At 68.2% G+C, this 12,293-nt stretch carries 12 protein-coding genes and 1 pseudogene; 8 read left to right on the plus strand and 5 right to left on the minus strand.

The annotated features are described in order from the left end of the window. Positions 1 to 22 precede the first annotated feature (22 nt). The 4 genes from ACY466_RS03035 to ACY466_RS03050 are packed head-to-tail and all read right to left on the minus strand — an operon-like array spanning position 23 to position 3,725. A complete protein-coding gene (locus tag ACY466_RS03035) occupies positions 23 to 838 on the minus strand; it encodes an iron ABC transporter ATP-binding protein (protein ID WP_463249748.1) in 816 nt (271 codons plus the stop codon). Continuing rightward, positions 835 to 1,818 (minus strand): iron chelate uptake ABC transporter family permease subunit, encoded by a 984-nt coding sequence (locus ACY466_RS03040; RefSeq protein WP_463249750.1) that lies wholly within the window; start codon positions 1,816 to 1,818, stop codon positions 835 to 837. The genes ACY466_RS03035 and ACY466_RS03040 overlap by 4 nt, the downstream gene beginning before the upstream one ends. After that, complete coding sequence (locus ACY466_RS03045; protein ID WP_463249752.1) at positions 1,811 to 2,791, minus strand: ABC transporter permease; 981 nt, start codon at positions 2,789 to 2,791, stop codon at positions 1,811 to 1,813. Before ACY466_RS03045 ends, ACY466_RS03040 begins: the two co-directional genes overlap by 8 nt. Beyond that, positions 2,769 to 3,725 carry a siderophore ABC transporter substrate-binding protein gene (locus tag ACY466_RS03050; protein WP_463252120.1) on the minus strand — a complete coding sequence of 319 codons (957 nt, stop codon included), beginning with the start codon at positions 3,723 to 3,725 and terminating at the stop codon, positions 2,769 to 2,771. The genes ACY466_RS03045 and ACY466_RS03050 overlap by 23 nt, the downstream gene beginning before the upstream one ends. Positions 3,726 to 4,128: 403 nt before the next feature. Between ACY466_RS03050 and ACY466_RS03055 the strand changes: the two genes are divergently transcribed. The 3 genes from ACY466_RS03055 (at position 4,129) to ACY466_RS03065 (ending at position 6,926) form a co-directional block, all read left to right on the plus strand. Continuing rightward, entirely contained in the window at positions 4,129 to 4,575 is a 447-nt protein-coding gene (locus ACY466_RS03055) for a hypothetical protein (protein ID WP_463249754.1), read from the plus strand. A gap of 121 nt (positions 4,576 to 4,696) precedes the next feature. After that, positions 4,697 to 6,658, plus strand: a complete 1,962-nt coding sequence (locus ACY466_RS03060; protein ID WP_463252121.1) for a CocE/NonD family hydrolase — start codon at positions 4,697 to 4,699, stop codon at positions 6,656 to 6,658. Positions 6,659 to 6,767: 109 nt separating this feature from the next. Further along, positions 6,768 to 6,926, plus strand: a complete 159-nt coding sequence (locus ACY466_RS03065) for a hypothetical protein (protein WP_463249755.1) — start codon at positions 6,768 to 6,770, stop codon at positions 6,924 to 6,926. 6 nt (positions 6,927 to 6,932) lie between these two features. Here the strand turns inward: ACY466_RS03065 and ACY466_RS03070 are convergent, their stop codons facing one another. Next, positions 6,933 to 7,586: a class I SAM-dependent DNA methyltransferase gene (locus ACY466_RS03070; protein WP_463249757.1), complete on the minus strand. Its 654-nt coding sequence runs from the start codon at positions 7,584 to 7,586 to the stop codon at positions 6,933 to 6,935. Between the two features lie 274 nt (positions 7,587 to 7,860). Here ACY466_RS03070 and ACY466_RS03075 point away from each other — a divergent pair, with 274 nt between their 5' ends. The 5 genes and pseudogenes from ACY466_RS03075 to ACY466_RS03095 all read left to right on the plus strand — a co-directional run bounded on the left by ACY466_RS03075 (position 7,861) and on the right by ACY466_RS03095 (position 12,145). Then, complete coding sequence (locus tag ACY466_RS03075; RefSeq protein ID WP_463252122.1) at positions 7,861 to 8,835, plus strand: ABC transporter substrate-binding protein; 975 nt, start codon at positions 7,861 to 7,863, stop codon at positions 8,833 to 8,835. Beyond that, a complete protein-coding gene (locus tag ACY466_RS03080) occupies positions 8,832 to 9,854 on the plus strand; it encodes a FecCD family ABC transporter permease (protein ID WP_463249758.1) in 1,023 nt (340 codons plus the stop codon). Before ACY466_RS03075 ends, ACY466_RS03080 begins: the two co-directional genes overlap by 4 nt. Positions 9,855 to 9,955: 101 nt before the next feature. Beyond that, positions 9,956 to 10,495 (plus strand): annotated as a pseudogene (locus ACY466_RS03085) (wax ester/triacylglycerol synthase domain-containing protein); the annotation flags it as partial. Between the two features lie 40 nt (positions 10,496 to 10,535). Continuing rightward, a complete protein-coding gene (locus ACY466_RS03090) occupies positions 10,536 to 11,183 on the plus strand; it encodes a hypothetical protein (protein ID WP_463252405.1) in 648 nt (215 codons plus the stop codon). 89 nt (positions 11,184 to 11,272) lie between these two features. Further along, the gene (locus tag ACY466_RS03095; RefSeq protein ID WP_463249760.1) at positions 11,273 to 12,145 is read left to right on the plus strand and encodes an endonuclease domain-containing protein; all 873 of its coding nucleotides are present in this window, start codon (positions 11,273 to 11,275) and stop codon (positions 12,143 to 12,145) included. Positions 12,146 to 12,293: the final 148 nt, after the last annotated feature.

A 12,293-nucleotide genomic window follows, 5' to 3' on the forward strand; every position in this document is an offset into this window, starting at 1 on the left:
GGTGCAGCCACGTCGGCTGCATTCACCTCGGGGACGGAACCGACGTTTCGATATCGACATTATTGCCGGAGATTCCGTCGGGCCGCACGTAGATCGCGGTCGCCTGCCCGTCCACGTCGTGCACGCGGACCGGGGTGTCGAAGACGTCGGTGAGCACCTCGTCGCACATGATCTCGGCGGCGGTACCGGTGTGCACGATCTGTCCGTCCCGCATGGCGATGATCCGGTCCGAATAGGCGCCGGCGAAGTTCACGTCGTGGATCACCAGGACGATGGTGCGACCCAGTTCGTCGGCTGCTCTGCGCAAGTGGCCCATCATGGCCACCGAGTGCTTCATGTCGAGGTTGTTGAGCGGTTCGTCGAGCAGCACGTACGGGGTGTCCTGCGCGAGCACCATGGCCACGAACGCGCGCTGACGCTGCCCCCCGGAGACCTGGTCGAGGTACCGGCCGCCCAGCGCGGTCAGGTCGAGGAACTCGAGTGCCTCCTCGACGCGTTCGCGGTCCGACGGTGTCAGCCGTCCGCCGGAGTGCGGGAAGCGCCCGAACCCCACCAGTTCCCGGACGGTGAGCCGCGCGGTCAGGTGATTGTCCTGGCGCAGGATCGACACCACCCTCGCCAATTTCTTGGTGCCGGTGGTACGTACGTCCGCCTCACCCAATCGCACCGTGCCGGTGGAGGGTTCGAGCAACCGGCCCATGATCGAGAGCAGGGTCGACTTCCCGGCGCCGTTGGGTCCGATCACCGAGGTGATCCCGCCGGCGGCGATGGTGCCGCTCACCGGACCGAGGACGGTGGTGTTCTGGTAGGTCTTCGAGACCTCGGAGAAGGTGATCACAATCTGCCCCTGCGGAGGATGACGAGGAGGAACAGGATTCCTCCGGTGAATTCGATGACGACGGTGAGGAATCCACTGGCGTAGAAGATGTGCTGCATGACGAACTGGCCGGCGACCAGTGTGAGCATGCCGAGCAGGAACGCCATCGGCATCACGTAGCGGTGCTGGTAGCTGCCGGTGATCTGGTACGCCATCGTCGCGACGATGAACCCGAAGAACGTCATCGGCCCCACCAGTGCGGTGGAGAACGCGATGAGCAGTGCGACCAGCATGAGCATGAGGGTGAGCTCGCGCTTGTGGTCGACCCCGAGCCCGGTGGCGGCGTCGCGCCCGAGCAGCAGAGCGTCGAGCCGGTACCGACGCTTCCAGAGGATCGCCCCGACCACGATGCACACGCCGAACGCGAGCGGCAGGGTGTCGGCGTCGACCGTGCTCAGCCGCCCGAACAGCTTGACGGACAGCAGGTCGTACTCCGTGGGGGAGAGGAGGCGCTGCAGGAACGTCGAGATCGAACCGAACGCCATGCCCAGCACCACGCCGACGAGCAGCATGAGGAACAGGCTGCCGAGTCGGCCGGAGAACAGCCACCGGTAGAGGATCGTCGCGAACAGCACCATCGCCACGGTCTGCGCGATCAGCTTGGGAATGCCCTCCGTCTGGGCGATCACGGTGCCGCCGAACACGAAGACCATGAGGGTCTGCATGAGCACGTAGAGCGAATCGAACCCGATGATCGACGGGGTGAGAATGCGATTGTCGGTGACGGTGTGGAACACCACGGTGCCGATGCCGTGCGCGAAGGCGGCCACGGCCATCGCGCCGACCATCGTGAGGCGGCCCTGGACCGCGTAGTCGAACGACCCGCGTACGAACAGGGTGAGAAAGCATCCGACGGCGATCACCAGAAGTGTTGCGACGACGGCCAATCGGAGCCCCGGGCGGGTCGGGGCCGCGACGGGGCGGGCGAGGGTGTCAGACATTCGCGTACCGCCGCTGCCGTAGGACCAACGCGACGAAGCCGGCCGCGCCGAGTGCGCCGAGGATGACGGAGGCGGGAATTTCCATCGGGGCCACCACGGTTCGTCCGATCAGATCGCAGGCGAGGAGCAGCGCGACGCCCACGACGGCCACCCAGGGAAGGTTCTTGCGGACGTCGTCGCCGAGGACCATGGACACGACGTTGGGCACGATGAGCCCCAGGAACGGAACGAAGCCGACCACGACGCTGGTGACGCCGGTGCAGATCGCGACCATCGCGACGCCCAGGACCACGGTCGTCTCGTAGTTCAGACCGACGGTGGTGGCCAGGTCCTTGCCCAGTCCGGCGACCGTGAAGCGGTGCGCCAGCAGGTAGATGAGGACGGCGATGATCACCACCGCCCAGAGCGGCTCGTAGAAGCCGCGCACGACCGAGCTGAAACCACCGGAGCGCCACGCGGACATGGACTGCAGCAGGTCGAACGTACCGGCGAGAAAGGTGGTGACGGAGCCGATCACGGCGCCGAGCATGATGCCGACGAGGGGAACGACCAGCTGCTGCTCGAGCGCGATGCGGCGCAGCACGCCGACGAAGAGCATGGTGCCGACGAACGCGAAGGCCGTGGCGACGAGCATCTTGGTCATCGGGTTCGCGTTGGGAATCAGCAGCAGTGCGGTGAGAATGCCGAGCCCGGCCCAGGCGCTGGTGCCCGCGGTGGTGGGTTCGACGAACTTGTTCTGCGTGATCATCTGCATGACCACCCCGGACACCGCCATCGCGACACCGGCGAACACCAGTGCGAGCGTGCGCGGTACGCGGGAGATGAAGAACATCTCGCGCGCCACGGGATCGTCGAGCAGGGCGGCGAGGGAGATGTCGTACTCGCCGACCATGAGCGACGCCGCCACCAACACGATGGTGGCGCCGCTCACGGCCGCGAGAAGTGCGGTGCTACGCGGCGTTCGCGAAAGCATCGGCGAGCTGTTCGTACGTCTCGGTGAACGCCTGGATGGACTCGCGGGTGTAGAAGTACGGGTCGAGGTAGACGATCTGGTCATCCGACGCGAACGTGGTGCGCGCGAACGCTTCCTGCGCGTCGATGACCGATGCGGCAGGAGCGGCACCGGCCTCCCCGGCGGCGGCGTCGCGGTCGAGCACGATCATCCAGTCCGGGTTCGCGGCGGCGATGGCCTCGGGCGCCAGTCCGGAATCGCCGTGGACGTCACCTGCCTCGCCGGCGAACACGTCGGTCAGGTCCAGCGGTTCGATGATGCGGCCGATGCGGCCCGCGCCGTTGTCGATCTTGCCGCCGGAGACCACGGAGAGGAAGACGCTCTGGCCGTCGGTCTGCGAGGCGGCGTCGGCGGTGGCGTCGTCGAGGGCGGCGACGATGTCGGCCGCTTCCTCCTCGCGATCGAAAATGGTTCCGAGAGTGGTGGTCTGACGCTTCAGCGACTCGACGTAGCCGCCCTCGGCGTCCTCGGACGGTGCGATGTCGATGGTGGTGGCGATGCGTCCGAGTTCCTCGGTGTACTCCTGGAAGCGGTATCCACCGACGATGAGATCGGGCTCGGCTTCGTTCACCAGCTCGAGGTTCGGTTCACGGTGCGTCCCGATGTCGAGGATCGCGTCGTTGCCGATCCAATCCTCGAATCCCGCGTCCGGCATGATCTGCTTCGGCAGCGCGACGGGTTCGACGCCGAACGCCTTCAGGGTCTCGAACGAGGTGTTGTCGAGCGCGACGACTCGCTGCGGGTTCTGCGGCACGTCGACGGGTCCGTCGGTGGTGTCGACGGTGACCGTGGCCGCGTCCGGGTCGGCGGAGGTGGCGTCCGCACCGCTGCTGCAGCCGGCGAGCGCGACGGCGCCGACGGTGAGAACGGCGGCGAGCGCCGAGGTTCGGGACATCTTCAACGCGGGTCTCCTGAAGTGATCCGACGCCGCATACCGCGAGGTCGGGATTTGACCGTCTCTTTACCGGCAGGAGCTTGGCAGGTTAGGTAAGGCTACGCAACCCCAGGCATCGAATGCGTGGCCGCGCTGGTGTGGCGTCGATCCGCACCCCGTGCCTCCACCGCGCACCGGCTGCAGCGTGCCGGAGGGGGTGTTCGCTGTAGGCAACCTGTGCGGATCGAGGTGGCACTATCACCGATGCACCGGCACCCCGCCGAACCTGTGACACTCCACCGATATTGCGCGCCGACTCTGGTTCCCGTACCGATCCGCGGTCCTCGAAGTGCGTGAGTACGGCAGTGCCGCATGGCTTTCGGTAAACTCTCCCCGGACGACTGAATCGATTCGAGGAGGACCTGTGAAGGCGCGACTGTTCGGTTCGATGATCGCCCTGACCGCCGCGATCGGATGCACGGCGGCGGAACCCGTCCGGGTGACTGCGCCCGTGGGTGACCGGATCACTCAGACGGTGGCGCCCGAGAGCGATTCGCGCGTCAGCGAGGCGGTGGAGGATCCCGCGGATCTGACGATCACGATCAACGGCGGCACCGTCACACCGGCCGCACAGAGTGTGGGAGCCGTTGCGGGAGAAGAGATTCTGGTGCGAGTCGACAGCGACACGGAGGGCTCGCTGCGGGTGCTCACCACGCCCGAGCGCTCGTTCGACATCACCGCCGAAAGCGGGCAGGACATCCGGTTCCCCGTGGAGGAGCCGGGCCTGGTCACCCTCGAACTGGACGGCGAGGACGCGCCGATCGCGACGATCGTCGTGCGCCCTGACGCGGGGGCGAGGCCGCTCGGGTAACCGTTGACGGGGGTCGTCCGGTTCATTACCCTCCAGTAAGTTCGTGGCGCCGGTCACAACGAAACTCGAGGGGCAGTGTGTGCTGAAGCGGTTCTCGGCAGTGGCATTGGCAGTGGTTCTGATGGCCGGGTTCGTCACCGTTCCGGTGTCCGCGGACCCCACCGGCGGAGTCGACGCGCAGCGATGGACCGCCGTCGCCGACGCCCCGCCGCAGTACCCCGGAGTCGCCATCGAATGGGACGTCCCCATCACCATGAGCGACGGAACGGTGTTGAAGGCCAACGTGTATCGGCCGGCGGATGCGCAGGGACGGGCCGTCGACACTACGATGCCGACGGTCCTCAACATCACGCCGTACACCAAGCTGGTCGGCAACCTGGTCGACTCGATTCAGCAGATTCCCGGAGTCAGCGAACCGGTGTTGGACTTCCTCGCGGGACTGAACTTCGCCGGCACCCCGTTCGACGGCATCACCGAGCTGACGCAGGCCGTCGACGGCGGCGGGCTCCGCGTGTTCGGCGTCGATCGAGCCCTCGTGCAGAACGGCTACGCGCAGATGGTGGTCGATGCGCGCGGCACCGGATTCTCGCAGGGAACGTGGGACGTGCTCGGGCCGCGGGAGCAGCAGGATTCGGCGGAGATCATCGACTGGGCGAGCCGGCAGCCCTGGTCCGACGGCACCGTCGGGATGAGCGGAATCTCGTACTCCGCCATCAATTCCGTGCAGGCCGCCGCGCTGGCACCGCCCGCCCTGAAGGCCATCTTCCCGGTGGAGCCGGGGAACGATCTGCTGCGTGACATCGTCGGCACCGGCGGCGCCCTGGGGGTCGGATTCATGCCGCTGTGGCTGATCCTGGTGAACACCCTCAAGTTCGTGCCGGACGTGCAGTCGGTGCTCCAGGGCAACGTCGACACCCGCTGGCTGATGGACCGCCTCGCGGACCCGACGACCCTGATTCCCGAGTTGGCCAACGCCTTCACCGCGCCCACCATCGAGGACCTCCGCCCCGAGACGCTGAACGTCGCGCAGGACGGCCGCTTCTACGAGGAGATGTCCGCCGACCTCGAGAACGTCGCGATCCCCACCATGATCTACGGCGGCTGGCACGACATCTTCACCAACAGTCAGCCCCGCATCTACAACGACATCTCGGTCGAACCCGGCCGCAAACAGCTGGTGATGGGCAACGGGTACCACGTCAACCCGGGTGCCGGCTTCGGCCGCCCCGGCAATCCACCCCGGCTCGACGTGCTGCAGCGGGCGTGGTTCGACAAGTGGCTCAAGGGAATCGACAACGGCATCGAGAACTACGGTCCGGTCACCATGTTCCAGCAGGGCGGCGGCTGGACCAGGAGCGAGACCTTCCCGCGGGCGGGGGCGCAGTCGGAGCGTCGGTACCTGTCGGCGGCGCCCAGCGGCACGGCCGGACACAGCCTGCACGACGGCAGCCTCACCGAGAACTCCGTCGCTCCGGCTCGCCTGACGGTAGCGCCGGGTCTGCGCGGCCTGTGCTCACGCGCCAACGCGATCGGCACCGCTGGATCCGGGGCGATCTTCGGATCCGCGTGCACCGAGGACGCGCGATTCAACGAGGCCGAGGCGCTCACCTTCACCACCGGACCCATGACGGAACGCACCGAGATCTCCGGCGCCACCAACGTGCGCCTCAACACCGTGCTGGACCGGCCCGACGGATTCTGGGCGGTCACCATGAACGACGTCGCGCCCGACGGCACGTCGACCCCCATCACGCACGGCGCGCTGCAGGCGTCGCTCCGCGCGATCGACGAGGAGAAGAGCACCCGTTCACCCAACGGGGACTACGTCGACGCGAAGCCCCGGCTCACGCTGGAGAGCCGGCAGCCGCTGGTGCCGGGGGAGCCGACCACCGTCGACATCAACCTGCTGCCCACCGATGCGGTGATCGCCCCCGGCCATCGCATTCGCATCGACGTCTTCGCGGCCAGCATCCCGCGGTATCTCCCGCTCGGCCCCATGCTCGTGGACTCGCAGCTGGCTCCGCAGCACGTCCAGCTGGACCCGACCCGACCGAGCTTTGCGAACATACCTTTTGTGAGATGACACGAACTTTGCCGAAAGCTACGTGGCTCAGGTCACTGTTACCGAACCGTTTTCAGCAAGTTTCGAGATAAACCTGTCATTCGGCCAAACGACTGGCAGTATCTCTCACATGTGGTGGATCTTTCTCGGCGTGATCGCCGGTTGGTTCGTGGTAGCCGCCCTGGCGGGGTGGTGGATCGGTAGTGCCGTGCACCACGCGGATTTCGAAGAGCACGTGGGCGACGACTACGTCGGCACGCCCGTGGGCGACCCCGAACGAGTCGCCTGACCCCCGCTACACCCGCAGATGATCGTTTGCCCGCGCCACCACGAAAGCCTGGGCCGCCGTCTCCCCGAGCTCTTTGTTCGCCGTCCGCGTCGCGTCTCGGTGCAGCACGAAGCCCGAGTCCATCAGCGTCGTCTGCACCTCGTCCACATCGTGGCGCACGAAGTCCAGATGCACCGCGCGGCCGTACGCGGTGCGTAGTTCCAGCGTCGGTGCGGCCGTCTGGAACGCCAACAGCAGCCACCCGTCGGCGCTGAGAACCCGTCGGAACTCGGTGACCAGCGCCGCGAGTTGCTCGGCCGGGGTGTGCACGATCGAATACCACGCGCACACGGCGTCGACCGCGTTCTCGCGCACCGGTAGCGCCGCCAGATCGGCCACCACGAACGACGCGTCGGGAGTGCGCCGCCGCGCGTGCTCCACCATCGCGCCCGACGCGTCCAGACCGATCACCGAGAGTCCGGCGGCCCGCAGTTCCGCCGCGGCCGTCCCCGGCCCACATCCCACGTCCAGCACCGTCGTCCCCCGCGCGTCGCGCACCGATCGCGCGAACGAGTGCAGAATGCCCCGGTCGAACGGCTTCTGCGCGAGTTCGTCGACGTTCGCCCGCGCGTAGTCCGCGGCGATGGCGTCGTACTGATGCGATGCCGAGGAAGGGTCCACGTCCGCCGAGGGTAGTCACCACGCCGCGGGGGCAGCGGCTAGTGTCTGCTTCGACCCTCGCGGACGGCAGGGGAACCCGGTGCGAATCCGGGACTGGCGCGCAACGGTGTGAGACCAGGTGTCTCGAGTCCGATCGCCTGACGTACCGCGACCCTTCGACCGGCCTTCGGCCTCTCCGACACACACCTCGCGGCTCCGCGCACGGGCCCCCTGCAGGACGGTACGACCCCTCGTGAATACTCGCCTTCCCCTCGCGGCTGCTGCCGCGATCTGTCTGCTCGCCTCCGGCTGTGCGGCGACGACGCAACCCGAATCCGCCGCCGCGGAATCCGTCTCCGTCGAGAACTGTGGCCGCACGGTCACCGTCGACACCCCGCCGCAGCGCGTGGTCTCCCTCAACCAGGGATCGACCGAAATCCTGCTGTCCCTCGGCCTGGCCGACCGGATGGTGGGCACCGCCACCTGGACCGATCCGGTGCGCGAGAACCTTGCCGAGGCGAACGCCACGGTGCCGCGTCTCGCGGACGACAAGCCGTCGCTCGAGGTGGTGCTCGAGGCCGAGCCGGACATGGTGACCGCGTCCTTCGGCGGCACTCTCGGATCCGGCGGTGTCGCGGACCGCGACCGGTTCGAGTCGTTCGGCGTCGCCACCTATCTCTCGCCCACCGACTGCATCGGCAAGACCGCGGACAGCGTCAACGCCGACGGCGCGCGCACCGAACCGCTCACCATGGACACCGTTTACCGGGAGATCACCGATCTGGCCGCGATCTTCGACGTGCGCGAGCGGGGGGATGCGCTGATCGCGGAGCTCCGGCAGCGCTACGACGACGCCACCGCCTCCATCCGGGAGAGCGACGCGTCGTTGGCGTTCTGGTTCGCCGACGCGTCCGCCCCGTACATGGCGGGGTGCTGCGGTTCGTCGGGCATCATCGCGAACTCGGTGCGGTCGCAGAACGTCTTCGCGGACACCACCGACGAGTGGCCGCAGGTGAGCTGGGAGAGCGTCGCCGATCGCAACCCCACCGCCCTGGTCCTCGCGGATCTGAGCCGGCGCAGCATCGAGGCCGACGCGTTGGAGAGCAAGGTCGAGTTCCTCGAATCCAATCCGGTGACCTCGCGCATGCCGGCCGTGGTGGACGAGCGCTTCGTCGTCGTCAACGGCGCCGATCTGAACCCGTCCATTCGCACGGTCGACGGCATCGAGAAGGTGGCCGCGGCGCTGAAGGAGTGGGGACTGGCCGGGTGACGCCGAGGCGCCTGGCTCTCGCCGCGGTCGCGCTGGCGTCCCTGGTGCTGTCGATCGCCGCGTCCATCACCGTGGGTCCGGCGAACCTGTCCGTGGTCGACGTGTTCACCGTGGTGTGGGCGAACCTCACGGGTGGCGAGTCCGGGGTGAGCCGCATTCAGGACGGCATCGTGTGGGAGCTGCGTCTGCCGCGGGCGCTGCTGGCGGCACTGTGCGGCATCGGGCTCGCGCTGTGCGGGGCGATCATGCAGTCGATGCTGCGCAACCGGCTGGCCGATCCGTTCGTCCTCGGCATCTCGTCGGGCGCGTCGACGGGGGCGGTGGCCGTGGCGGTTCTGGGAATCGGGAGCGGGGTGCTGTCGTTGTCGTCGGGCGCGTTCCTGGGGGCGCTGGTCTCGTTCGTGTTGGTGATGATGCTCGCGACCGGAGCCGGCGGCGGCACGGGTCCGGTGATTCTCGCGGGAGTGGCCGGGACGCAACTGTTCTCGGCGCTCACCTCGTTCATCGTGATCTCCTCGGCCGACGCCGAGCAGACCCGCGGAGTGCTGTTCTGGCTGCTCGGTTCGCTCAGCGGTGCGGATTGGGCAGACGTCGCCGCGTGCGCGGTGGTGGTCTCGTTCGGGGTGGTGGTGGCCGTGGTCGCGGCGCCCTCGCTCGACGCGGTGAGCCTCGGCGACCAGACCGCGCGCTCGCTGGGTGTGCCGATGCGGCGGCTGCAGATCGTGCTGCTCGGCACCACCGCGTTGGTGACGGCGACGGTGGTGGCGTCGGCGGGTGCCATCGGGTTCGTGGGTCTGGTGCTGCCGCACGCGGCGCGGATGCTGGTCGGTCCCAAGCACAGCCGGGTGCTGCCCACCGCGATGATCATGGGCGCGGTGTTCATGGTGTGGGTGGACACGCTCGCCCGCACTGCCTTCGAGCCGCAGGAGATTCCGGTGGGGGTGATCACCGCGCTGGTGGGGGTACCGGCCTTCGCGCTCATCCTCCTGCGCGGGCGGCGGACGACCGTGCGGGCCTGAAGACGTGATTCGCCAGGAATGGCGTCGGCCGATCCGTACCATTCACGCATATGTCGCACAACGGACTCACCCATTCCCGCCGTCGCGGTTCCTCGCCGCGGATGCACCCGGTGGACGCGTCGTTCCTGCCGTCGGACTTCTTCGAGGGCTCCAGCGATCAATACCTGGTGCTGTGCTTCGACACCTCCGGCCTCGCCGAGAAGCCGACGATCGACCAGGTGCGCTCCGAGGTGGTGGCGCGTGCCCGCGAGATGGACGTACTTCGTCGCCGCGTGGTCGTTCCCGCCGCGCATCTCGACTACCCCATCTGGGTTGTGGACCCCACCGACATGCGGCAGCGGGTGGTCCTCGCTGCGGAGGGGCCGATGGACTGGGCGCACTGGTCCGACCAGCTGGCGCGCATGTGCAGAACCGCGCTCGACCCCACCGAGGCGACGTGGACCGTGCACGTGTTTCCCGACGTCACCGGTGCGCCCGAGGTGCGCGAGACGGCCATGATGATCGTTCTCCAGTTGAACCACAGCCTCGTGGACGGGCAGGGCGGAATCGCGGTGGCACGCGCCCTCTTCGGGCCCGACGACGAGCCGAACACCGAACCGAGCATCCGCGCGGCCTCCCGCGCCCCGAGTCGAGCGGAGATGTCGGTCCGAAGTCAACAACTACCCCGGGGTTCGGCGCTCCTTGACGCTGACGACGCTTCCGCTGCGGGCGTTGAAACTCCCGGGACTGACGATCACCCACAGCGTGCTGACCGTCGCGTCGATCGCGATGGAGCGTTTCGCGCGCGACCACGACTACCCCGCAACGGCGGAATTGGGAGCTCACGTCACGGTGGGAGTTCCGGACGGAGCCCCGTGGACCGCCAACAACTGCTTCCTCCCCGCGATGGTGGGCCTGGGTGTCGGCATCGACGATGCGCAGGAGAGAGGCCGTGCCATCAAGGCGTCGCTCGACGGTGAGCTCGCGCGCCTGTCGCACCCGGACGTGGTGCGGCAGTTCGACGTCACGAGCCGCATTCCGCTACCGGCGTTGCGCCTGGTGGAATCGCGCTTCGACAGCAGGTCCGCACCGGTCACGGCGCACACCTCGGTGAGCAGCCTCCGGTGTGGCCCGGCGACGCTGCGCCTGTGCGGCGCCCCCGCGGTGTTCACGTCGGCCACACCGGCACTGTCGCCGGTCAGCAGCCTCACTCACGGCTTCTACACCCTGGGCGAGACGTCGACGTTCAGCGTCCAGACGTCGCCGGATTCGTTCGCCGGTGCCGACGAGTACCCCCATTACCTCCACGCGGCCATCGCCGACGTGCGTTCGGCGACCGTGCGGGCCTGAATCGTGGACGTGTGCACCCGCTGAGCGGGCGTAGAAGTCCACGATTCGGCCCGGGGATCCGCCGCGCGCCGAGGATCGTCCAACGGACCATGAATCTGCACCGCATCGCCGCCGCGCAGGACGGCGTGGTCACCCGCGCTCAGATGCTCGGCGCCGGAATCACGTCGAGCGGCATCGGTCATCGCCTCGGAACCGGGGACGTCGAGCGGCTCGCGCCGTCGGTCTATCTGCTCGCCGGCCATCGCCGATCCGCGGCCGTCCATCTGCGCGCCGCGGTCTACGGGGCGGGGCCCGGTGCCTGCGCGTGGGGTCCGAGCGCGGCGTGGTGGATGGGGCTGCTCGATTCGCCCCCACCCGATCCCTGGATCACCGTCCCCGCTGCACGCCGCCCACGCCGCGCCGCGTCGACCCTGCGCCGCCGTGACCTCGCGCCCCGTGATCAGCGCACCGTCCGTGAACTGCGCGTCACAGCGCCGGATCTGACCGTGCTGGAGACGGCAGTTCTGTTGGGCGAGAGGGAGATCGGTCGCGGTATGACGTTCCTCGACCGTTCGCTGCAGACCTGCACCACCCTCCCTCGTCTACACGAGGCGCATCGTCGCAACCGGGGCCGCACGGGTAGTCCGCTGGCGAGCGCGATGTTGGCTCGGGTGGCGGACGGTGCGGAATCGGAAGCGGAGCGCCTGTTCCTCCGGTTGCTGCGAGACGCGAAGATCGGCGGGTGGCGGTGCGGGGTTCGATCGTGCGGCTACGTGATCGACGTGGGGTTCGAGGAGGAGCGCGTTGCCGTGGAGATCGACGGCTGGGCGTTCCACCGTTCGGCCGAACGCATGGCGAGCGACGCCAAGCGGCAGAACCGGCTGGTCGCCGAGGGGTGGACGGTGCTGCGGTTCACCTACCACCGTCTGCTCGGTGAGCCCGAGGCCGTGATCGCCGAGGTGCGTCGCGCGCTGCGGCGCTGACCCCCGCCGAACACGAAAATCGTGGACCCCCACACCCGCTGAGCAGGCGTAGAAGTCCACGATCCCCCGAGCCCTGATCTGCACGGCTGGCAGTCGGCGTGCGACCGTGATACTTCTGTTACATGTCACTACGTGACCGCAGATCGTC

Source organism: Rhodococcus sp. K11/5 (assembly GCF_055193735.1).

Excerpts from the sequence above, each read along its gene's own strand:
- ACY466_RS03040 (WP_463249750.1), bottom strand. The coding sequence starts at position 1,818 with ATGTCTGACACCCTCGCCCGCCCCGTCGCGGCCCCGACCCGCCCGGGG.
- ACY466_RS03095 (WP_463249760.1), top strand. The coding sequence starts at position 11,273 with ATGAATCTGCACCGCATCGCCGCCGCGCAGGACGGCGTGGTCACCCGC.
- ACY466_RS03060 (WP_463252121.1), top strand. The coding sequence starts at position 4,697 with ATGGCCGGGTTCGTCACCGTTCCGGTGTCCGCGGACCCCACCGGCGGA.
- ACY466_RS03045 (WP_463249752.1), bottom strand. The coding sequence starts at position 2,791 with ATGCTTTCGCGAACGCCGCGTAGCACCGCACTTCTCGCGGCCGTGAGC.
- ACY466_RS03065 (WP_463249755.1), top strand. The coding sequence starts at position 6,768 with ATGTGGTGGATCTTTCTCGGCGTGATCGCCGGTTGGTTCGTGGTAGCC.
- ACY466_RS03050 (WP_463252120.1), bottom strand. The coding sequence starts at position 3,725 with ATGTCCCGAACCTCGGCGCTCGCCGCCGTTCTCACCGTCGGCGCCGTC.